Source organism: Neorhizobium petrolearium, from assembly GCF_017873175.1.
Taxonomy (GTDB): Bacteria; Pseudomonadota; Alphaproteobacteria; order Rhizobiales; family Rhizobiaceae; genus Neorhizobium; species Neorhizobium petrolearium.
Genome location: NZ_JAGGJW010000002.1, coordinates 213,129 through 235,511, shown reverse-complemented (window position 1 = coordinate 235,511; position 22,383 = coordinate 213,129). Strand labels below are relative to the sequence as shown.

19 protein-coding genes are annotated in these 22,383 nt (G+C 60.1%); 8 read left to right on the top strand and 11 right to left on the bottom strand.

Going from position 1 to position 22,383, the window contains the following annotated elements; translation table 11 throughout:
- Position 1 precedes the first annotated feature (1 nt).
- Genes J2046_RS05045 through J2046_RS05035 form a run of 3 tightly spaced genes read left to right on the top strand, consistent with a single transcriptional unit; the run spans position 2 to position 3,124 of the window.
- Positions 2-1,513: a hydrogenase large subunit gene (locus J2046_RS05045; protein ID WP_210050012.1), complete on the top strand. Its 1,512-nt coding sequence runs from the start codon at positions 2-4 to the stop codon at positions 1,511-1,513.
- Between the two features lie 12 nt (positions 1,514-1,525).
- Positions 1,526-2,059 carry an NADH-quinone oxidoreductase subunit B family protein gene (locus J2046_RS05040; RefSeq protein ID WP_210050011.1) on the top strand — a complete coding sequence of 178 codons (534 nt, stop codon included), beginning with the start codon at positions 1,526-1,528 and terminating at the stop codon, positions 2,057-2,059.
- Positions 2,060-2,071: 12 nt separating this feature from the next.
- On the top strand, positions 2,072-3,124 hold the full coding sequence (locus tag J2046_RS05035) for a DUF4365 domain-containing protein (RefSeq protein WP_210050010.1): 1,053 nt from the start codon (positions 2,072-2,074) through the stop codon (positions 3,122-3,124).
- Here the strand turns inward: J2046_RS05035 and J2046_RS05030 are convergent.
- The 7 genes from J2046_RS05030 to J2046_RS05000 form a co-directional block, all read right to left on the bottom strand.
- Positions 3,093-4,490 carry an FGGY-family carbohydrate kinase gene (locus J2046_RS05030; protein WP_210050009.1) on the bottom strand — a complete coding sequence of 466 codons (1,398 nt, stop codon included), beginning with the start codon at positions 4,488-4,490 and terminating at the stop codon, positions 3,093-3,095. The two genes, J2046_RS05035 and J2046_RS05030, sit on opposite strands and share 32 nt — an antisense overlap.
- Positions 4,487-4,807, bottom strand: coding sequence for an L-rhamnose mutarotase (gene rhaM / locus J2046_RS05025; RefSeq protein WP_210050008.1), 321 nt, complete (start codon positions 4,805-4,807; stop codon positions 4,487-4,489). The genes J2046_RS05030 and rhaM overlap by 4 nt, the downstream gene beginning before the upstream one ends.
- Positions 4,804-5,805, bottom strand: a complete 1,002-nt coding sequence (locus J2046_RS05020) for an ABC transporter permease (protein ID WP_210050007.1) — start codon at positions 5,803-5,805, stop codon at positions 4,804-4,806. Before J2046_RS05020 ends, rhaM begins: the two co-directional genes overlap by 4 nt.
- On the bottom strand, positions 5,802-6,791 hold the full coding sequence (locus J2046_RS05015; protein WP_210050006.1) for an ABC transporter permease: 990 nt from the start codon (positions 6,789-6,791) through the stop codon (positions 5,802-5,804). Before J2046_RS05015 ends, J2046_RS05020 begins: the two co-directional genes overlap by 4 nt.
- A gap of 10 nt (positions 6,792-6,801) precedes the next feature.
- Positions 6,802-8,328: a sugar ABC transporter ATP-binding protein gene (locus J2046_RS05010; RefSeq protein WP_210050309.1), complete on the bottom strand. Its 1,527-nt coding sequence runs from the start codon at positions 8,326-8,328 to the stop codon at positions 6,802-6,804.
- Between the two features lie 110 nt (positions 8,329-8,438).
- The gene (gene rhaS / locus J2046_RS05005) at positions 8,439-9,434 is read right to left on the bottom strand and encodes a rhamnose ABC transporter substrate-binding protein (protein ID WP_210050004.1); all 996 of its coding nucleotides are present in this window, start codon (positions 9,432-9,434) and stop codon (positions 8,439-8,441) included.
- Between the two features lie 46 nt (positions 9,435-9,480).
- The gene (locus tag J2046_RS05000) at positions 9,481-10,296 is read right to left on the bottom strand and encodes a DeoR/GlpR family DNA-binding transcription regulator (protein ID WP_210050003.1); all 816 of its coding nucleotides are present in this window, start codon (positions 10,294-10,296) and stop codon (positions 9,481-9,483) included.
- Positions 10,297-10,496: 200 nt separating this feature from the next.
- Here J2046_RS05000 and J2046_RS04995 point away from each other — a divergent pair, with 200 nt between their 5' ends.
- The 5 genes from J2046_RS04995 to J2046_RS04975 all read left to right on the top strand — a co-directional run bounded on the left by J2046_RS04995 (position 10,497) and on the right by J2046_RS04975 (position 17,184).
- Complete coding sequence (locus tag J2046_RS04995; RefSeq protein ID WP_210050002.1) at positions 10,497-12,593, top strand: bifunctional rhamnulose-1-phosphate aldolase/short-chain dehydrogenase; 2,097 nt, start codon at positions 10,497-10,499, stop codon at positions 12,591-12,593.
- Positions 12,594-12,672: 79 nt separating this feature from the next.
- On the top strand, positions 12,673-13,965 hold the full coding sequence (rhaI, locus tag J2046_RS04990) for an L-rhamnose catabolism isomerase (protein ID WP_210050001.1): 1,293 nt from the start codon (positions 12,673-12,675) through the stop codon (positions 13,963-13,965).
- A gap of 364 nt (positions 13,966-14,329) precedes the next feature.
- Positions 14,330-16,450 carry a bifunctional diguanylate cyclase/phosphodiesterase gene (locus tag J2046_RS04985; protein ID WP_210050000.1) on the top strand — a complete coding sequence of 707 codons (2,121 nt, stop codon included), beginning with the start codon at positions 14,330-14,332 and terminating at the stop codon, positions 16,448-16,450.
- A gap of 94 nt (positions 16,451-16,544) precedes the next feature.
- Positions 16,545-16,757: a hypothetical protein gene (locus J2046_RS04980; protein WP_210049999.1), complete on the top strand. Its 213-nt coding sequence runs from the start codon at positions 16,545-16,547 to the stop codon at positions 16,755-16,757.
- A 124-nt stretch (positions 16,758-16,881) separates the two neighbouring features.
- On the top strand, positions 16,882-17,184 hold the full coding sequence (locus J2046_RS04975; protein ID WP_210049998.1) for a DUF982 domain-containing protein: 303 nt from the start codon (positions 16,882-16,884) through the stop codon (positions 17,182-17,184).
- 115 nt (positions 17,185-17,299) lie between these two features.
- On the opposite strand, the gene J2046_RS04970 is transcribed toward J2046_RS04975, so the two are convergent.
- From J2046_RS04970 to J2046_RS04955, 4 genes are read right to left on the bottom strand one after another with little or no spacing between them, the layout of a single operon-like run.
- A complete protein-coding gene (locus J2046_RS04970; protein WP_210049996.1) occupies positions 17,300-18,454 on the bottom strand; it encodes a glycoside hydrolase family 88/105 protein in 1,155 nt (384 codons plus the stop codon).
- Between the two features lie 6 nt (positions 18,455-18,460).
- Complete coding sequence (gene pglA / locus J2046_RS04965; protein WP_210049994.1) at positions 18,461-19,972, bottom strand: polygalacturonase PglA; 1,512 nt, start codon at positions 19,970-19,972, stop codon at positions 18,461-18,463.
- 4 nt (positions 19,973-19,976) lie between these two features.
- Positions 19,977-21,233, bottom strand: a complete 1,257-nt coding sequence (locus J2046_RS04960) for an ABC transporter substrate-binding protein (RefSeq protein ID WP_210049992.1) — start codon at positions 21,231-21,233, stop codon at positions 19,977-19,979.
- 32 nt (positions 21,234-21,265) lie between these two features.
- Complete coding sequence (locus tag J2046_RS04955; RefSeq protein WP_210049990.1) at positions 21,266-22,378, bottom strand: ABC transporter ATP-binding protein; 1,113 nt, start codon at positions 22,376-22,378, stop codon at positions 21,266-21,268.
- Between the last annotated feature and the right edge of the window lie 5 nt (positions 22,379-22,383).

Below are 22,383 nucleotides of genomic sequence, written 5' to 3'. Positions count from 1 at the left end.
TATGCCGATGCTGAGCAATTTCATCCGGACCGACCGCCTCATCGAGGCGCATCAACCTTGGCCGCGTATCGTTGTCGATGCCGATGCCTGGATTTCCTTGGCCGAGGCTCTCCGGGATGGACACTTGACCTTGCTCGGCCTTTGGGGCGAACGGAACAGTGTGTATATGGCGCTGCTAGACGAAGTCGACGGCGCGGTCTGCGTCGCCAGCCTTGAGGGGCTGGAGGGGGCTTATCCTTCCGTCGCGCGACATCACCCACCGGCGCTTCGCCTGGAACGGACGGTCCGCGATCTGACGGGTCTTGAACCCAGGGGCTTGCCGGACACCCGGCCTTGGCTCGACCACCGGCGCTGGGATATCCGCTTCCCGCTCGGAGAGAAGACACTCCGTTCTTCCGAAGCGGCTCCTTACGAATTCCTGCCGGCGACAGGAGAAAGCCTGCACCAGATTCCGGTCGGACCGGTCCATGCCGGCATCATCGAACCGGGGCATTTCAGGTTCACCGCCAATGGCGAGGCAGTCGTTCGCCTCGAAGAGCGTCTCGGTTATGTCCACAAGGGGATCGAAGCTCTGATGGTGGGCGCGGATCTCGACAAAGCGCTCCAACTCGCCGGACGTACATCAGGCGACAGCACAGTTGCCTACGCCTATGCGTTCTCGCGGGCCGTAGAGGCAGCGTTCGGGCTCGAAATACCGGGACGCGCGGTATGGCTCAGGGCGCTCATGGCGGAACTCGAACGGCTTGCCAATCATCTCGGCGATATAGGCGCCATCTGCAACGACGCGGCCTTTTCGCTGATGCTTGCGCATTGCGGCGTGTTGCGCGAGCGGGTGCTGCGGGTGGCGGATATCGCTTTCGGGCATCGCCTGATGCGTGACCGCATCGCGCCTGGCGGCGTCGTTGCCAACCTCGAGGACAACGGTATCACCGCCTTGCGGGAATTGCTCGCGGAAATCCGCCGCCGGTTTCCGGCCCTAATAGAACTTTACGACAATACCGCTTCTTTGCAGGACCGGACCGTTGGAACCGGCCGGCTCGTGCCGGAACTTGCCCGCCAGTATGGCGCGGGCGGTTATGTCGGACGTGCGTCAGGCCGCGATTTCGATGCGCGGCGCGCCTTGCGCTATCTGCCCTACGGAGAACTTGCCTTCGACGTGCCGGTTCTGCACGAGGGCGATGTCAATGCGCGCGTCTGGGTTCGCATCCGGGAGGTGGAGAGCAGTCTGTCGCTGGTCGAACAGATCCTCGACCGGCTCCCGGCCGGTCCGGTGCGGATCGATATCCCCGAAAACGGCGAGGTGAGGGAGGGCATGGCGATGGTCGAGGGCTTTCGCGGCGATGTGCTGGTCTGGCTCCGGCTTGCCGGGAATACAGTGGAACGCTGCCATCTGCGCGACCCTTCCTGGTTCCAGTGGCCGCTGCTGGAGGCCGTCATCGAGGGCAATATCGTCGCCGATTTTCCCCTCTGCAACAAATCGTTCAACTGTTCCTACTCCGGCCACGATCTCTGAAGGGAGGCCGTCATGCGCAAGCTCCTTTTTGGAAGTGTGATCCGACCGCCATTGACCGAACCGGCGCCGGATATTTCCGACATGGCGGCGGAGGAACTGGCGGCGGCGCTCGACAAGGCGGCACGCCGGCGGCTCGGCCGCAGCCTGTCGATCCGCGCCGTCGATGCGGGGTCCTGCAACGGCTGCGAACTCGAAATGCATGCGCTCAGCAACGCCTTTTACGACATCGAGCGTTTCGGCATCCGTTTCGTCGCTTCTCCCAGACATGCCGACGTCCTGATGGTGACAGGGCCGGTGACTAGGAACATGAGCGAGGCCCTGTTGCGAACCTACGACGCCACGCCCGCACCCAAATGGGTGGTCGCGCTCGGCGGCTGCGCCCGCGACGGCGGCTGCTTTGCCGGCAGCTATGCGGTCGTGGGCGGGGTTTCGAAGGTTGTTCCGGTAGACCTCCATATTCCGGGCTGCCCGCCCTCTCCGACGGACATCCTCAAAGGTCTGCTCGCGCTGCTCGAGCAGGTGAACAAGGGAGCCCGCGCTTCGTGAGGACGGTCTTCCATGATGCGACGTCTCCAGGCAGCACTCTTCGCAACCGGCGCCCAGATCACAGCTCGGCTTGCGGCGGCATTCTCATCGCTTGCAGGTATCCGGGGGCGGCGATCTCCGCTAAAGCCGCTCCGCCGCTCGCGCCATAAAGGCCCGGGAGACTATCCGGCGGATCAGGTCACGCGCCTCGCGGTCGATGCCAGCGAGGAGGTTTTCCGGCGGGATTTCAAATGGTTCTTTCGTCGGATACCGGAGTCCGACGTCGGCATAGAGGCGCGGGCGGAAATTCTCGAGGAAGGGAGAGCCACGGGCCGGTTCATGGCGTTGCATATCCGGTCAGAAACGTCCTGTGTCCGGGAAGAGGAGGGATATCTCTATCATGGGCGCAAGGAGCACCTGGACTATTGGACGAGACATTCGCTGCCGGTCTATCTTCTCGTAGCTGACATGATCGGAAAACGGATCGTTTGGCAGCGCATTGAACGGCCTTTCTGCCGGGAGACGGAAGCGGAATGGTCGATCGTGGTGCCGGATGCCAATCGGCTCGACGCCGCGGCACGGCTGCTTTTCGAAGAGGCGGTCCCCACCGACCCCGAAGCCCTGATGCGTTCGATCTTTGTCCTCGACCGTCCGCTGATGGAGGACATGCTAGATCGGATAACTGTCTTCATCTGGGACGAATGGATCGACCCGCCTTCGACCTTCTGCAATCTCCGCATCTACTTCAAGGAAGATAGAGATAGCGGTCCGGACATGCGGTTCGACTACCATTTGCGGGCAGACAGTCTCCACGAGATCATGACCAGACTTTTCCCGTGGGCGAGCTACTCCTATGCCGAACCGATTGCGGAATATTCGGAAAAGATCGCCGTTCATGTGCTGGACGTTGAACTGCGTCCGGAAGCCTGTGCCTATATCGATGCCGAAAGCTTTCTGGAGGCAGGCTACCCGCACGAAAAGGAACCGGCTGCTCCGGAGCCCGAGGATTTCATGACGCAAGAGGAAGAGCGTGATTTCTGGCGCAAACGCGGCATCAACCGGGCTCCTGACGACCGGGAAAACTGATGTGTCGGCGCCAGTTCTCTTTATAATCTGTCAGGTGATGGATGCTGCCCTCGAATCGGGCGAATTTCTTGGCCTCGACCGAAGGCATTCCCGCCAGCAGCGCAGCACCCTGGCTTGTTCCGGTTGATCCAGGCAGCGCAATCACCTCGCGGCCCAGCAACGATGCCAGCGTGCGAAGGTATGCGGCGTTCGAGGCAAACGGACCTTCCACCAGGATAGGTCCTTTGGCGCCGATCAGGTGGAGGCAGGTCTCCGTCATCAGCGCGAGATAGATACAGGCGGCGGCCCAGCGTTCGTCCGCCGAGGCCCCCTTGTCGTTGATCCATTGCCGCTCGTGGCCGGGGAAGGGGCCTGAGCCTGCTGCAATATTCGGCAGCAGCATGACACCTTTTCCGATTACTGCAGGCAGTGCGGCCAGTGCGGCCTCCAGCGGGAGTTCGCCAAGCTCGGCTGTCAAAAGTTCGAATTCGCGGCCGCCCATGAAGCGGGAGGAGGGCACCGCACGGCCATAGGCATCGACATTGGCGAGCGTATCTCGCTCAGGATCGAGGTGGTCGAGATCACCGCCGACCGCAAAACTCACCACCCACGTGCCGGTCGAGACGACGGCGAAAGGCGGCTCGCGTCCAATCAGGTGCGGTAGCAGCGAGGCGTTGGAATCATGGATGCCGCAATATACCTGAACCGGTTTCATGAGGCCGATTCTCTCGGCGATCTCCGGCAGGACCGGCCCCAAAGCATCAAAGGCGGAGCGCACCGGCGCCATGAAGTCCCGGATGCCGAGTGCATCGATCAGCGAGGAGTAGGCGCCTTCGCGCGGTCGCCAGAGATCCGTATGGCAACCGAGCGAGGTGACCTCGTTCGCCGCTACTCCGGCCAGCCTCCATGCCCAGTATTGCGGATAGGTCAGGATCGTCCTCACCCGGGTGAACTCTGTCGGAAATGTCGCCTTCTGGTAATGGAGCTGCGCTCCGATATTCAAGCCGCCGGAAAGGGCCGGCGAGAAGGTTTCCGAGAAGGCCGGGCGAAGAGCCGCATAGGCCTCCTGAGTCTCTTCCGGATATTGGTGCTCGTAGTCCAGCGCCGGCAAGGCGAGGTTGCCCATGTCATCCAGAAGCACGGCAGATGCGCCATGCGTGGTGATGGAGATCGCATCGAAGCCGGGTTGTCGGGCGAAGGCGGTCAGCGCTTCCAGCACAAAGGCCCACAGCGCTTCGATATCGTAGTGAGGATAAGGCGGACCGGAGAGAACCCGGTTCGGCATGCGCCTTTCGGCAATCTCCTGGCCAGTCGCGCAATCGAGCACGACGACCTTGGCGTTGGTCTTGCCGATGTCGAGGACGGCGATCTTTCCCGGCTCGTTCATGGTAAGTGAAATACCGTCACGAGATCGGTCGCGGCCGGCGAATTGTCCGGATTGGTTTCCATGATATCGGCCATATATGCCCACCACTTCTTCATGACCGGATGGTCCGGCAGGTTCGCCATGCCATGGTTCTGTGGACGGGTCAGCACCCCGAAGAGGATGTTGGTTTGGCGATCGAGATGAATGGAATAGTCGCTGACACCTGCCTGATGCAACAGATCGGCCAATTCGGGCCAGATCTCGTCATGGCGCCTCCGGTATTCCGCCTCCATGCCGGGATTGAGCTTCATCTTGAAGGCATATTTTTCCAGAGTCATCGGCTCATTTCCCTGATGCGGCGGGTAATGATCGGCACGGCGATGGTGATGATCAAAAGCAGGCCGACGAAGATCGACATGACGATGCCGGGTACGTTGAGCAGACCCAACCCGAAAGTGACGAGCCCCATGACGAAGGCGGCAATGACGACGCCGGCGATCGTGCCAGCGCCGCCGAGGATCGATACACCACCCAGCACGACCATGGTGACGATTTCCAGCTCCCAGCCCTGCGCGATCGACGGCCGGGTGGAACCGAGCCGCGAGGTGAGGCAGACGGAAGCGACACCGGCCATCAGGCCGGTCAGAAGGAAGAGGATGAATTTGACCCGTTCCACCGGGATGCCCGAAAAACGCGCCGCGAATTCATTGTTGCCGATGACGTAAATCTGCCTGCCGAAATTCGTCGCATGCAGCAGGATGGCGAAGGCAATGGCGAGGACGATGAATAGCACGAATTCGAAGGAGAAGACCCAGGCGACGTAGCCCTGTCCGAAGTAAGCGAAGCTATCCGGATATTTGCCATAGGCCTGGTCGCCGAGGATAATGTAGGAAATGCCCCGGAAGAGGCTCATCGTGCCGATCGTCACCACAATGGACGGAAGGCGCAAACCTGCGACAAGCAGTCCATTGAAGGCCCCGCAGACAAGCCCGGTGCAGATGCCGATCGCCACCAGTCCAGGCGTGCCGATACCAGCTTGTGCGGCTGCACCCATCGCCGTCGAAGCAAGCGCGATGATTGCTGCGACCGACAGGTCGATCTCGCCGGCAATGACGAGCAAAGCCATGGCAAAGGCGATCATCGCCTTCTCCGTGAAATTGAACGTCGCGTCTGAGAGGTTCCAGGCGTTGAGGAAGTAGGGCGAGGCGAAGGAGTTAAAGATGAAGATCAGCACAGCAACACCGAGGAGCAGGATTTCCCAGCTGGCGAGCATGCGCGAGGTTTTCGTCCCAAGCCGGTCTGGAATAACGCGTTTCGTGGTAGCGACGTCGTTCATGCGGTTACCTCAGGCGCCGCGCGGTTGCGCAGGATGATACGGCCCGCCTTCTTTTCGGCACGGGCATTGAAAACGACGGCGAGTACGATGACGATGCCGGAAATTGCCATTTGGGCGAAGGGCGATATGCCAATGACGGGCAAAGCATTCTTGATAACGCCGAGGAATAGGGCGCCGAGCACTGCACCAGCAACGGAGCCAATGCCGCCGGCAATGGATATGCCGCCGATCACGCAAGCTGCGACCGTATCGAGCTCGAAACCGGCCGCAATATCCACATAGGCAACGGCATAGCGCGATACCCAGAGATAGCTGGAAAGACCGGCCAGCGCGCCCGACAGAACGAACGCGAGGAAGCGCGTCCGACCGATATCGACGCCGGCATAGACCGCGGCGGTCGGGTTGCCGCCGGAAGCGTAAGCGGCGCGGCCGAAGGGTAGCCGGGTCAGGACGAACCATGCACCGATGACGATGAGGATTGCGATCCAGGAGAGGATCGGCAGGCCGAGCATCGGCATGCGCGGGACATTGAGGAAAGTCGGCGTCATCTGGTGGGCGTTCACCCAGCCGCCACCGGAGAGCACGAAGGCCATGCCGCGATAGATGGTGAGCGTGCCGAGCGTCACGACGATCGGCGGGATCTGCAGCGCCCAGACGAGGAAGCCGTTGATGGCTCCGAGAAAAGCGCCGATGCCGATTGCCATGACGATCAGGAACGCCAGCGGCAGGTCGGGATAGGCGGCATTGGTCATTGCCACCGCCATGCCGGTAAAGGCCAGGTTGGCGGCGACCGAAAGGTCGATCGATTTCGTCAGGATCACCGTCATCTGGCCGAGCGCCAGGATGATCAGGATCGAGGTGTCGTTGAAGATGTTGGCGAGATTGCCCGGCGAGGCGAAGCCCGGCGCACGGGTCGAGAAGGCGGCCACCATGATCGCAATGATGACAATGAGAAGGATTTCGCGGTTTTTCAGGAGGCGGTTCATCTGTCTTTCCTCACTGATTGCCGGTTGCTGCACGCACGAGCACTTCGGCGCTGAGATGATCACGTTCGAAAATGCCGGCGGAGAGGCCTTCGCGCATCACCATTACCCGATCGGACATGCCAAGGATTTCCGGAAGTTCGGAGGAGACCATGATGATCGACAGGCCCTGCGCGGCCAGTTCGCTGATGAAGCCGTGAACGGCTGCCTTGGAGCCGATGTCGATACCTTTGGTCGGCTCGTCGAGAATGATCACCTTCGGCTGGGTCGCCAGCCATTTGCCGATCACCACTTTCTGCTGGTTGCCGCCGGACAGTGTGCCGACCGGCACAGAAAGGGCGGCGGCGCGCAGATCCAGCCTCTCGGCATATTTGCGGGCGAGTGCCAATTCGTTGGCCGCCTTCAGGAAACCGGAGCGCGAGGTCTTCTTCAGAGACGGTAGCGACATGTTCTGGAAGATCGGCATGGGCAGTGCCAGGCCATGGCGGCCGCGTTCTTCCGGCACGTAGACGATGCCGGCGCGGATCGCATCGCTCGATGAGTGGATATCGATCGGCTGACCTTCCAGAGTGAGGCGGCCGGATGAAGGTCGGGTGATGCCGAACAGCGACTGGCAGAACTCCGAGCGGCCGGCGCCGATCAGGCCGTAGAATCCGAGAATTTCGCCTCGCCGGAGTTCGAAGGAAATGTCGCGGAATTCCGTCGGATGGCAATAATCCTGGACTGAGAGGACCGGTCCGCCGATCTCGACATTGACCTTCGGAAAGACGTCCTTGACGTCGCGGCCGACCATCAGGCGGACGATCTCGTCCTGCGACGTCGTTTTCAGCTTGCCCTGGCCGACGGCGCGACCGTCGCGGAAGACGACGAAGTTCTCGGCGATCTCATAGACCTCGTCGAACTTGTGGCTGATGAAGAGGATTGCCTTGCCCTGTCGCTTCAGGCCTTCAACGATTTGGAACAGGTCGTCGATTTCCTTGCGGGAAAGGGCGGCAGTCGGTTCGTCCATGATGACGATGCGCGCTTCGACGGAGAGCGCCCGGGCGATCGCAACGAGGTGGCGCTGGGCGATTGAGAGGTCGCGCAACCGGATCGTCGGGTCGATCTCGCTTTCGAGCTGCCGCATGAGCGTTTTTGAGCGCTCGTTGATCTGCCGCCAGTCGATCGTGCCGAAACGGGTGCGCGGCGCATGGCCGAGAAAGATGTTCTCTCCGACGCTCAATTCGTCGAACAGCACGGTTTCCTGATGGATGGCGGTGACGCCTGCATCGATCGCAGCCTGTGCACTGTGAAAGACTATCGGCCGGCCATCGATCAGGATCTCGCCCTCGTTGGGGCGGTAGATACCGGTAAGGATCTTGACCAGCGTCGATTTGCCGGCGCCGTTTTCGCCGATCAGTGCCGTCACCTGGCCGGGATAGAGTTTGATGCGGACGCCGTCGAGCGCCTTCACGCCCGGAAATATCTGGCTGATGCCGCGCATTTCCAGGATCGGCGCGGCTTCGGGCGCCGATGCCTGTAGGGGGCTCTGGTCGGTCATGGATGCGACAGCGCTCATTATCGTTTCACCAAAAGCCCTTCATCCGCCCGGTGGCACCCTCTCCCCGCAAGCGGGGAGAGGGTAAGGGTGAGGGCAGAGTCTCAATTCGATCAAAAAATCTTCGAGAACTCGTCGATATTGGAGGCATTGTAGACGAACGGGTCGGCCATCGCCGCCTCGCCATTGTCGCCGATCTTGATCGCGCCCATGCGGCCTGCCTTGATCTCGGAGCCCGGCTTGCCGTCCGTGTCGCCCTTGACGATGTGATAGGCGATCTGGGTTGCAGAATAGCCGAGGTCGATCGGGTTCCAGATGGCGAATTCCTTCGTCGCACCCGACTTGATGGCACCGGCCATTTCAGACGGTAGGCCGAGACCGGTCACATAGACATGGCCGATCTTGCCGGCATCCTTGACGGCCTGCGATGCAGCCAGCACCCCGACTGTGGTCGGTGCGACGATGACCTTTACGTTCGGCTGCGAGGTGAGCAAGCCTTGCGCTTCGCGATAGGACTTGTCGGCCAGGTCGTCCCCGTAAACGGTAGTGGCGAGGTTGAGACCGGGGAAATCCTTGAGCTGCTTCTTCATTTCGGCGATCCAGGTGTTCTGGTTCGTCGAGGTGGTGGTGGCAGACAGGATCGCGAAATCGCCCTTGCCGCCTTCCAGATGGTTCTTGGCGAGCGTCAGGCACATCCTGCCGATCAGCTCGTTGGAGGACGGATTCAGGTGCATGATGCGACCTTCAGGTGCCACACCGGAATCCCAGGAAATGACCTTGATGCCGCGCTGAGCGGCCTTCTTCAGCGCCGGAACGACGGCATCCGGATCGTTGGCGGAGATGGCGATCGCATCGACGCCTTGCGCGATCAGCGAATTGATCACTTCGATCTGGCCTTCGGCCGTGGTCGTCGTAGGGCCGGTATAGATGACCTCGACGCCGCCGAGTTCCTTCGCAGCTTCCTGCGCGCCCTTGTTGGCGGCTTCGAAGAAGCCGTTGCCGAGCGATTTGACGACAAGCGCGATCTTCATGTCGGCGGCACTTGCGGCCGTCGTCATGGCGGCGAAGGCAAGTGCCACGCCGAGCGCAAGTTTCTTGGCTAGTCTCATTTTCAATCCTCCCAGTTGAACAGGTTCATTTCCCTCCCGTCGCCCCTCAGGCGGCCGACGGGGAATCCTCCTTGACAGTCTCCGCTGCCGCGGCTCCGGCAATGATCAGTTTGACGCCCGCGTCCTCGATCATCCGTGCGGCATCCTCGGAAATGCCGTCATCGGTAATGACCGTCGTCACCCGCTCAAGCGGACAGAGAATGAGGCTGGAACGGCGGTGGAATTTTGAAGCATCCACCATCACGATCAGTTCTTCAGCCTGCTGCATCAGCTTCTGCTCGCTCTGAATCACCAAAGCGTCGGCTTCCATGACACCGAGCGGGCCGACGCCCTGTGCGCCGATGAACATCCGCCGGGCATAGAAATTGCGGATCGCATCGTTTTCGAAAGGCGACAGGATGAGGCTCTGCTCGCGATAGATCGCGCCGCCCGGCACCGTCACCGTGCTTTTCGAATGCTTGACCAGATGTTCGGCGATCGCAAACGAATTGGTCATGACCTGCAGGCGGCGCGCCGACATGAAATGCACCATCTGGAACGTGGTGGTGCCGCCATTGATGATGACGGAGTCGCCTTCTTCGCAGAGCTCGACCGCGCGGCGCGCAATTGCGCGTTTCTTGTCGATATTGACGGATTCGGAAACCCGAAACGAACGGGCGGCAAGCTGGCCGATCTGCGGCGGATGCACCGCTTCCGCGCCGCCGCGCACGCGTCGGAGCTTGCCCTGGACGTGCAGTGCCGCGATGTCGCGCCGGATCGTTGCTTCGGAGGCTTCGGTCAGCTCTGCGATGTCCTGTACCGTAATGACAGGCTTTTCCTGGATAGCGCTCAGAATGATGCGATGGCGTTCACGTTCGTGCATGGTGTTCCTCCTAAGCGTCAACTATTGCCGGAAATATTCCGTTGTCAATCATAAACGATCAAATTCGCTTTTATTGCGTTGCACAATGAAATCTTATGATCGTTTTTGATTGACACATGGCGGGGCAATGCGCGATATCCACCGTATGGGAGACGGCGGCGCCCGGCCGCCGTGACCCGAAACACGTTGGGAGGAAAGCGATGTCGGGCCAAACCCGCCTTCTCGAAAACCGCTGGGACGATTCTTACGCCGCCAAGCTCGATGAGCTGGGCAAGCTGCTCTACCGCTCCAACCTCCTCGGCGCCGACAAGCGCATTACCAATTACGGCGGCGGCAATACTTCTGCCAAGGTGATGGAGACGGACCCGCTGTCCGGCGAAAAGGTCCGCGTCATGTGGGTGAAGGGTTCCGGCGGCGATGTGGGCACGATCAAGCTCGATGGTTTTGCCACCCTTTACATGGACAAGCTGGAAGCGCTGAAGGGGCTCTACAAGGGGGTAGAGGACGAAGACCGCATGGTCGGTTTCCTGCCGCATTGCACCTTCAACCTCAATCCGCGTGCGGCTTCCATCGACACGCCGCTGCATGGTTTCGTGCCCTATACGCATGTCGACCACATGCATCCGGACGCCATCATCGCGATTGCCGCTTCGAAGAATTCGAAGGAACTGACGAAGCAGATTTTTGGCGACGAGATCGGTTGGCTGCCGTGGCGGCGGCCGGGCTTCCAGCTCGGGCTCGACCTTGAAGCATTCGTGAAGGCCAATCCGAATGCCAGGGGCGTCGTACTGGAGAGCCACGGCCTGTTCACCTGGGCAAACGACGCGAAGGCCTGCTACGAACTGACGCTTCAGATCATCAACAAGGCGATCGACTGGTTCGCAGGAGCGACCGAGGGCAAGACGACCTTCGGTGGTGCCGCGGCAAATAGCCTGCCGGCAGCGGAGCGCCGGGCGATCGCTGCCAGGCTTATGCCGGAAATCCGCGGCCGTATTGGCAAGGTAGAGCGCAAGCTCGGCCACTTCGATGACCAGGATGCGGTGCTGGAATTCGTCAACTCGAAGAACCTGAAGCCCTTGGGTGCTCTCGGCACGTCCTGCCCGGACCATTTCCTGCGCACGAAGATCCGGCCGCTGATCCTCCATTTCGACCCGGGAAAGCCGGATGTCGATGCGGTCATCGCCGCGCTCGATGAGGCGCTGGAGGAGTACCGCGCCGACTACACCCGCTACTACGAGACCTGCAAGCACGACGACTCGCCGAAAATGCGCGATCCCAATCCCGTCATCTTCCTGGTGCCGGGCGTTGGCATGCTGTCCTTTGCGCGCGACAAGGCGACCGCCCGCATCGCCGGGGAGTTCTATGTCAACGCCATCAACGTGATGCGCGGCGCCTCCACCGTTTCCGAATACCAGGGCCTGCCGGAGCAGGAGGCTTTCGACATCGAATACTGGCTTCTCGAAGAGGCGAAGCTGCGGCGTATGCCGAAGCCGAAAAGCCTCGCCGGCCAGGTGGCTTTCGTCACCGGAGGCGCCGGTGGCATCGGGCGGGCGACGGCTGCGCGGCTGATGGGCGAGGGGGCCTGCGTGGTGCTTGCCGATATCGACGGCGGCGCGCTTGAGGAGACGAGGGCTGATTTCGAAGAGTCTTTCGGCAAGGATGGGGTCCGAGGCGTCATTCTGGACGTCACCAAGGAAGATGCGGTCCTCGCCGCTTTCGCGGAAGCCTGCGTCGAATTCGGCGGCGTCGATATCCTCGTCTCCAATGCCGGCATTGCCTCTTCGGCTCCGGTCGAAGAAACTACGCTCGCCATGTGGAACAAGAATATCGATATCCTGACGACCGGTTATTTCCTTGTCTCGCGTGAGGCGTTTCGGCTGTTCCGGCGTCAGAAGCTTGGCGGCAATGTCGTCTTCGTGGCCTCCAAGAACGGGCTTGCCTCTTCGCCGAACGCATCGGCCTATTGCACCGCCAAGGCTGCCGAAATCCATCTTGCCCGCTGCCTGGCGCTGGAAGGTGCTGAAGCCGGCATCCGCGTCAATACCGTCAATCCGGATGCGGTGCTGCGCGGTTCGAAGATCTGGAGCGGCGAGTGGCGCGAGCAGCGCGCGGCATCTTCAAAGATCGAGGTGAGCGATCTGGAGGAACATTACCGCAAGCGCTCGATGCTGAAGCTGAACGTCTTTCCGGAAGACATTGCCGAGGCGATCTACTTCCTTGCATCCGACGCATCTTCCAAGTCGACCGGCAATATCATCAACGTGGATGCGGGCAACGCCCAGAGCTTTACGCGCTGACAGCTTGTCCGCCCGCTTCCGGCTCTCCCAAGGCCGGCGGCGGGTGGACCCTCTAATTACGCCTTGGGGAGGAGACGCCATGACAGAGCTGAAGATTGCTGCGGACCTGATTGCTGCGGAAAACGACAAGCGCGCAGCAGCACTCAAATCCGATTACGCTGCGCTTGGCGAAAATCTGTCTCGCCGCGGAATCGATATCGACGCGGTTACGAGACAAGTCGCGGATTTCTTCGTCGCGGTGCCCTCCTGGGGCGTCGGCACGGGCGGCACCCGTTTTGCCCGTTTCCCGGGTCAGGGTGAGCCGCGCGGCATCTTCGACAAGCTCGACGATTGCGCGGTCATTCATCAGTTGTCCCAGGCAACGCCGACAGTCTCTCTGCACGTTCCCTGGGACAAGGCGGATGCAAAGGAACTGAAGGCCAAGGGAGATGTACTGGGCTTAAGCTTCGATGCGATGAACTCCAACACCTTTTCCGACGCGCCGGGGCAGAAACATTCCTACAAATACGGCTCGCTCAGCCATACGGATGCGGCGACGCGCAGCCAGGCGATCGAACACAATCTCGAATGCATCGAGATCGGGAAGGCGATCGGTTCGAAGGCGCTGACCGTGTGGATCGGCGACGGCTCGAATTTTCCGGGCCAGAGCCATTTTACCCGAACCTTCGAACGATATCTCGCCTCTATGGGCGAGATCTACAAGGCATTGCCGGACGACTGGCGGTTGTTTACCGAGCACAAGATGTACGAGCCGGCGTTTTATTCGACGGTGGTGCAGGATTGGGGCACGAATTACCTGATCGCCAGCACGCTCGGACCCAAGGCCTTTTGCCTTGTCGATCTCGGCCACCATGCGCCGAATACCAATATCGAGATGATCGTCGCACGCCTCATACAGTTCGGCAAGCTCGGTGGCTTCCACTTCAACGATTCCAAATATGGCGACGACGACCTCGACGCCGGTGCCATCGAGCCCTACCGGCTGTTCCTCGTCTTCAACGAACTGGTTGATGCGGACAATCGTGACGTGAAGGGCTTCCATCCGGCCCATATGATCGACCAGTCGCATAACGTGACCGACCCGATCGAAAGCCTGATTTCCAGCGCCAACGAAATCCGCCGTGCTTATGCCCAGGCCTTGCTCGTCGATCGTGCGGCACTCGACGGCTATCAGCAGGACAACGATGCGCTGATGGCTTCGGAAACCTTGAAGCGCGCTTATCGCACAGATGTGGAACCAATCCTCGCGGAAGCCCGCCGCCGCGCCGGCGGTGCGGTGGACCCCATCGCAACCTATCGCATCAGCGGTTATCGCAAGAAGGTCGCGGCAGAACGCCCGGCGTCAGCCGCCGGCAGCGGTGGGATTGTTTAGAAGTCCAGGATGAGACTATGCCTTGCAGAGCAACCTCCCTGGACGCGCGAGGAGGCGAAGAGCTATGTATCCAACAGTGTGGATGCGATCATTCGCCGTAACAAAATGCGTCAGTGAAAGGCGAACTTGGTTCTGACACGCCGGCTGAAGGTTTAGGTGTGTCGTTCCTTAAAAGGTATCAGTTCCAAATTCGAATTTGATTACCATGTTTCCGGTATTTCTCTAAGAAACAGGGGCGCGCCCGTAATGCGGCCGCTCAAAACGTGCGTCGATAACCATCGGATTAATTGTTCCTTGATTATCAAATCCTAATGTTTCGGCTTGCAGGAATAACCTGCTGTTTATACAGATGCCGGTCCTATAAATGCAGAAAAGCCTACGCGCCCGATCCTCCCATTCCACCCTTCTTGTTATAGCCGCTGTGACAGCGTTCTTCATCGTCGTTGGTACCATCCTGGCGGTGTTGGTGGCTTTGGCGGTCAAAGACATGACGGGAGCGGCAACGGCGATCGATGATGCCCGCGCACTCAATGCCGCTGGCGCCGCTGTGCGGGCCTTTCAGAACAATCTCAGCGCAACGGTCAGGGACAATGCTGTCTGGGACGATGCCTATAGCGCGATCGCGTCGGAGGATGCAAAGGATTGGGCTATCGAGAACTGGGGCACGACGACGGAAGACTACCCGCTCTATGACATTGCCATCGTGCTAACGGCAGAGCGGGAGGTCTTGATCTCCTACAAGAAAGGGCAGGAATTCGATCCGATCCGCTATTTCGGCGCAACGCTTTTTGAGTTTTCCAAAAAAGCGAACAAGGCGGGCCAGAATACGGTTGCAGGTTTCGTGGCAACACCTGACGGCACCATGCTTGTCGGAGCCGGTGCTATTCAGCCTTATACGGCGACTGCCGATATCCCTCCGAAGTTCAGCACGCTCTTCCTCGCCAAGATGCTGACACCTGAGGCAGTTGCACAACTGGACCAAACATCTGACCTTGGCGACTTGAGACTTGTTAGTTTTCCCAATGCCGACCGTTTGAGCACGCCGCTTCCGGGCATCGACGGCAGAGCCATTTCCTATCTCGAATGGCCAAGCCGGGATCCAGGTTCAAAGATCTATCAGGAAGTACGGGGCTATTTGCTTGCGGCCGCGTTGCTTCTGACCGGCTTCTTCGTTGCCATTGTCGTGACCGGTGCCCTTTCTGCCCGCAACTTCAAGCGATCGGCGCAACAGGCCCATCAGAGGGCAATTCATGATCCATTGAGCTCCCTCTTAAATCGAGCAGGATTTCTGGAAAGGCTGGACGAGCGGCTGGTTCGAAAGGTTGAGATGGACCTTCATTTTCTCGATCTCGACGGGTTTAAAGAGGTTAATGATGCCTGGGGACATGCCGTCGGTGACGCATTAATCAAGCTCGTCGCCGCGAGGATCGAGGCGCTTCTGCCTGATGATGCATTGTTCGCGCGTCTCGGTGGCGATGAATTCGCCATTGCCGTAGCGAAGGGAGCCGTCGATAAGCTTTCGGAAACGATCCTGCGCGCATTGGCGACCCCGTTCACTATCGGTGGAAGGACAATAGAGATCGGGGTAAGCATCGGTCTTGTTTCCACCGATGCAACTATCAATGACCCTCTCGAATTTGTCCGACGCGCCGACATGGCCTTGTATCGGGCCAAAGAAAACGGCCGGGGTCAGGCTGTCGAATATCACGGCGACCTCGACCTTGAGCGGGAGTATCGCACGAGACTGGAGGATAGTCTCCGTTCGGCGATCGCATCTGCAAGCATTCAGCCAGCCTATCAGCCATTGGTAGATGCGGAGACTGGAGAGCTGAAGGGGGTCGAAGCCTTGGCTCGGTGGACAACCGAAGCCGGCCCGATCAGCCCGGAAGTCTTCATTCCAATCGCCGAACGCGCCGGTCTGATCGATGAACTTGGCCTGCATGTACTGTCGGCGGCTATCGACAACGTTCGGCGATGGGACGATATCGCCGTTTCCGTCAATGTCTCGCCGATCCAGCTCAAGAATCCGAACTTTGCGGCAGATGTCGCAGCCGTTTTAAAGGCGAAATCTTTCGATCCCGATCGGCTGACGCTTGAAATCACCGAAGGTGTTCTGATGTCGAATCCTGAACAGGCCAAGCGTTCGATTGCCAGCCTGAAAGCGATCGGCGTCAAGTTCGCCCTTGACGATTTCGGTTGCGGTTATGCGAGCATCGGAGCGTTGCGAGAGTTCGGTTTCGACCGCATGAAGATAGATCGATCACTGGTGACGGCAATCGACAGCGAGCGGGGAGCGCGGATATTGGCCGCAACCATCTCTCTTGCCAATGCGCTCAACATTCCCGTGACGGCTGAGGGCGTCGAAACGCCAGCACAGGCCAAAGTTCTCAAGCTTTCCGGATGCGACCAGCTCCAGGGCTATTTGGTAGGCAAGCCCATGGCGGCGGTCGAAATCGAAAAAAGATTCATCTCACACGCGGCCTGAACCGCGCCTGGAGATTTCTTTCCTAGCGGAACCCACCGCCTCAATGCTGGTTATTCCTCAAAGGAGGAGGCCGGTAAGACCAAGGGAGACTGAGATGAAGGAAAGCCAATCGCCCCGCAGTCCCGAAACCGACGCAAAAGGCCAGTTCGCCAAGTCGCAAGCCGACAGGAAAAGCAGCGGCGTTCATAGCGCCAAGCCAACGGTCGTTACCGGGTCCGAGGATGCCACGGCACATCGCAACCCGCCAAGAAGGAAGGGCAAGGGGGCCTCCAACGACCGGGACCCGAACCATGATCCGCGGGGATGAGTGAGGACCACTAGTGCGGTCGGCACCAGGACGCTGGTGCGGACGTTACTTCTTGAAAAACCAAATGCTACTCACCAGATTGATTTCGCTTCTTTATCCGGTTTGACAGCGAAAGGAGGAAATCATGTACATCCCGGATATGCCATTCCGTGCGCCTGTTACGATCCGCCTGCAATCGGGCTTGGAGCGCAGTTTTGGAAGCGTCTATGACGCTCTGGATTTTCTGGAAAATGAATGGCCTTTGAAACGCGGGGAGCGCTATCAGCGCGCCGTGCGAAGGTGCCGGGCAGCTTTGAACAGGATGCTTCCGACCGAGGTCGCCCGCGAGGCATTCATCGCCGCCTGCCTGGAGGCCGGCATGCCCGCAGTCATGGTCGGCGGCATTGCGTTTGCTCCATCAGGTAACGGCAGGATCGCGGCTTCGTAAGCCAGGGCGGGGGATCGGTTGCCTGCATCGCGCCTGTTCCCCTACTCGCTGAACGGATCTCTCGTACCAGGCATCGTCATGCCTTGGCCGCCTGACCAGAAGGCGGCCAGATCGCTCAGCGTTCCGCGGTTGTGCTGAGCTCAACCTTACCCTTACCCTTACCCCCATCTTCCTTCCCGATGGTGTGTTTGGATTGGGTATCTCGCTTTGTTTCGGCATAGGCCATCATCAGGGGCCCGACGCCCTTGATGTCATCCGGGCGGATTTCCTCCGAAAGATAATATTCCACCGTGCCGTCCCGGTACCGGCCGTTAAAACCGCCAAGACCCGCTACGCAACAGACATTGTGAAGCTTGATCATGCCATCCGGAGCCGGCCGCAGTTCGTGTTCGACGAGCGATTGGAGAGCAGTCCGGCCGGCGTACGCATAGGCCGATTCGGTGAGGCGCGCAAGCTTCTGGAGGAAATAGGAAAACATCGCCGTCGCCGAACTTTCCGGGTAATTCCGGGCCTGGTCGGGGCGGTCGATGACCTGCAGCCAGCGGTGGTCCGGCGTTCGAAGAGTCAACAATCGGGATGCGAGCGCCGACGCGCGATCGGCAAGTTCCTGTCGAGCTGGGCCGAACGGCAGGCTCTCGATAATGTCGACGAAGGCCATGGCGAGCCAACCGATCGATCTTCCCCAGTGGGCAGGCGAGAGGCCGCTTTCCGCATCCGCCCAGGATTGCTGCCGAGATTCGTCGTAGCCATGCCGGTAAAGGCCGGTCGCCTGGTCGTAAGTCAGGTCGAGCGCGGTCAGGAATTGCCGAAGCGTCTCATCTACCATGTCGGGCCGGGAGGTAGCGCGGGCATATTCCACCTTGAACGGCAGAGCCATGTAGAGGCCGTCCAGCCAGATCTGGTGGGGGTAGCGAAGCTTATGCCAATAGACGTCGCTTTCGGTGCGCGGATGCGTTTCAAGTTGCCGTGCGAGTGCAGTGGCGGCATCAAGCCAGGCAGTCTCGTCGGTTTGCCGGTAAAGGAAGACGAGGGCGCGGCCGGCCAGGATATTGTCGATGTTGAATTCCTCGATCTCATAACCGGCCAGCCGACCTGAGGCGTCGATCTGACCGCCGACCAGCCGGATAAGGTGGTCGAGCCAGCGGTCGTCGCCCGTCGCTTCATAGAGCGTAATCAGGCCGCGATAGAGGCACCCGTCTTCGTAGCACCACGCGCCGCCCTTATAATATTTGTAGTTGCGGACATAGGTTTCGAAGTAGTCTTGAAGCATCGGATTTCAGTCTTGTGCTGGATGAATGGAAGGAGGGGAGAGCCGGACAATGCGGCTGAACGTGGCGTTTTCAGCAATGATTCCGGCGTGGCGGAGAGGCGGGAGACGGCAGGCCATCTCCGGCACCTCTGCCTCCGCCTCGGGCGCGAAGGAAACCGAATAATTCTCAAAGGTGATGTCGCGGATTGCCGCTTCCGGCAGGCCGTAAAAGACGGCTGCCGCCGTGCGGGCGCCGGAGACGGTAACATTTTCGATCGAAATTGATCTGATATTCGGCGTCTCGATGGATACCGGTAGCGGTGCTCGGGACTGAACGTAGTCCGACCGGCCATCGGCATCGCAGAAATAGAAGGAGTTGACGGCTACCGGTGTCGCGACCTCCTCCATAAGGCTGTCCGCTATCCTGATGTCCGAAACCATGCCGCCGCGCCCTCTCCGGGTCTTGATGCGCAAGCCGCGGTCCGTGCCCCTGAAGTGGCAATTCCGGATGCTGATGTCCCGGACACCGGCGCTCATCTCGCTGCCGATGACGACGGCGCCATGGCCGCGTTCCATGAAGCAGTTGGAGATACTTACGCGTTCCGTGGGCCGGTCCGGCCCGCCGCGCGGGCTGCGTTTGCCGGCCTTTATGGCTATGCAGTCGTCTCCAACCGAGATGTGCAGCCCGACGAGACGGACGTCAGCACAGCTTTCGGGGTTGAAACCGTCCGTATTCGGCGAATCCGGATAATTGTAGATTTTCAGGCCGACAGCCAGCACTCGCCTGCAGAGGACCGGGTGAATCGTCCACGAGGGCGAGTTGCGGATGGTAAGGCCGGAAAGTGTCACGTCCTCACATCCGGAGAGGAAGATGGTCCGTGCCCGGCGGGCGCCCTGGCGCGTCTCCTTGGGCCAGGACCACCAGTCTCCGCGATCGCCACCGCCATCGATGATACCGGCGCCGGTGATCGAAAGGTTCCGGCAGTCGATTGCGTTGATGAGGCCTGCATAACAGGCTTCCGCCACGCCCTCCCAGGTGCCGAGTACACGGCCATCGGGATGGCGCGCGGGTAGGATTGGAAAGCTTTCCCTTTCGGAGGTCGCCGCCAATTCCGCTCCCTCTTCAATCAGCAGTGTCATGCTGCTCTTGAGGAAGACCGGACCGCTTAACCAGCGGCCTTGAGGTATCTTGAGCGTTCCTCCGATCGGAAGAGCGGCAATGGCGCTCTGAATCGCTTCGGCATTGTCCGATGATCCGGTCGACGCGCCGAAATCGCGGATGTCAATTAAAGCGGTTTCGTTTCGCGTTGTGAACTCAAGACGGGCATCGCCTATCTGGAGAGAATAAAGGCTGCCCGGCTCTAGCCCATTGACCGAGGAGACGACACGGCGTGTCGTCTCCTCGGCTACAAGGCCACCATCAGCATCCCGCACTTCCCAGGCGAACGTAGCGTCACGTTCAAAGAAATACCTTTCGGCATCGACGCTGAAGGTCGCACTGCGTGATCCGGTCGTCAGAAGTTCGATGGTGGCCGTCACGTCCTCATATCCCCGTCAGCGCTTCATTGATGCCGGCGATGATTTCGGCCGCGGCGTCCTCGGCGGACTGTTGCCCGTAAGCGAAGGCTTCGAAATTGCTGTCGAAGACTTCGGTGACCCGCGGATGCTCGTTGAGCGGCGAAACGCCGGGGCTCGTCGGTTCCATCACCTGCTTGTAAGCCTCCAACTGCACAGGCTTGATCTTGCCTTCCTTGGTCAGGATATCGAGGGCTGCCTTGCTGGAGGGAATGCCGCGAGTGGCGCCCATCACCTTCGCCGCTTCCGGGTCGTTGAGCAGGCAATTGACGATCTGCGCTGCCGCCTTCGGATCCTTGCTGTTCTTGGAGATCGCAAACAGCATGGAAGGCTTGCGATACACACCGTCCGTCTTGGCTCCGTCGATCGTCAGGAGCTTGACCGGGACGAGTTCCTGCCCCTTTTCCATGGGGGTTGAAATCTTCCCGTAGGTGCTGTCCCACTGATAGGTGCCGGCGATCTGGCCCTTCGCCCATTTCTGGTTTTCATGCAGCGGCGTATTGCCGGCGGCGGCAACCTGTTTCCAGGATTCGATGACGCCTTTGTCGACCAGGGTCTGGTAGAATTCGAGACCTTCCGTGAGCTCCTCTTCCGTCCAGGCGACCTGGTTCGTCGCTGGGTCGATCAGGTCCTTGCCGGTCTTTTGCGTGGTGCGCAGGATGACCATCAGCCGGGCGTCGAGGGCGGCGCCTTCGAAGGGATAGTAGTCTTTGCCGAGCTTTTCCTTCATCCTCGGTGCGGCAGCGATCAGTTCATCCCAGGTCTTGGGGATCGGGACGCCGGCCTTGTCGTAGGTCGTCTTGTTGAACATGAAGACGCGCCCGGTGGTGGAGACCGGAATGCCGTTCAGCTTGCCCTTGACGGCGCCGCTGTCGAGGTCGGCCTTGGTCCACTGGCTGAGGTCGATGATGTCCTTGTACTGATAGAGATCGGCAAAGCCGGTGCCGTTCTTGGTAAAGAGCGGCAGCCACGGCCAGTTGATCTGCAGGATATCGGCTTCGGTGCCGCCGGCAAGCTGGGTGGCGACCTTCTCCTGATGCCCTGTCCACCCGGTGAACTCGGGCGCGATCGTGTGGCCGAACTTGCCGCCGCAAATCTTCAGGGCTTCCTGCGTTGCAAGATGACGGTCGTCGCTACCCCACCAGGACATGCGCAGATCCGCGGCAAATGCTGTCGAAAGGCTGGTAGCGGCAAACAGTGCCGCCGTGATGATCATGGTTCTCATTTTGGCTCCTCCCAAGTTGGAACGGTGAAATTTCAGACCGCCAGGCTGATATTCTCCCCGGTCTGGCGGTCGAACAGATGCACTCCCCTTGGGTCCGGGCTCAGCCAGACCCAATCGTCGCGCAATGCGCTGCGGTCGTAGGCCGCAGACGGCACGACGGCGATCAGTCGCTTCGGGCCGATGTCGACATAGAGGTAGACTTCATGGCCCATGAACTCGATGTGATTGAGCTTGCCTTTGAGTGTTGCCGGCGTTTCAGCGGCGGCAAGGCGCAGATGCTGAGGCCGGATGCCGAGCGTTACCGCGCGGTGCGAATTTCCCGGCAGGCGGGAGGCGAAATCTCCACCGAGCTCAATCGCCTGATCCGCTGTCCGGAAGCTGCTTTCTCCCTCAAGCTCTCCGTCCAGGAAGTTCATTTCCGGGCTGCCGATGAAACCTGCGACAAAGGTATTGGCAGGTCGATTGTAGAGCGTCACCGGGTCGGCAACCTGCATGATGTGCCCGTCCTTCATCACACAGATGCGGTCGCCCATGGTCATGGCTTCCGTCTGGTCGTGGGTCACGTAGATGACGGTCGCCTGCTGTCCCTCGGCCTTCAGGCGCTTATGGAGGTCGGTGATGCGCACACGCATCGAGGCGCGCAGCTTTGCGTCGAGATTCGAGAGCGGCTCGTCGAACAGGAAGACCTGCGGCTTCTTGATGAGTGCCCGGCCGACAGCGACCCGCTGGGCCTGACCGCCGGAAAGTTGCTTCGGAAGCCGGTCGAGGAGCGGGTCGATCTCCAGAAGGCCTGAGACGTGCTGCGTCGCCTCCGCGATCTCGGTAGCCGGGCGGCGCTTCAGCCGCATGCTGAAGGAGAGATTCTTGCGCACCTTCATATGAGGGTAGAGAGCATAGTTCTGGAAGACCATGGAAATGCCGCGGTCGCCCGGGGTTTTGTCGTTAACAAGCTCACCACCGATGCGGATCTCGCCGCCGGTAATCCGTTCGAGGCCGGCGATCATGCGCAGCGTTGTCGATTTGGCGCAGCCGGACGGGCCTACCAGCACCATGAACTCACCATCCTCGACATCGAGGTTGATGCCATGCACCGCGCGGAACGAGCCATAGTCCTTTTCGAGGTTTCTCAGTTGCAGACGTGCCATGTCGA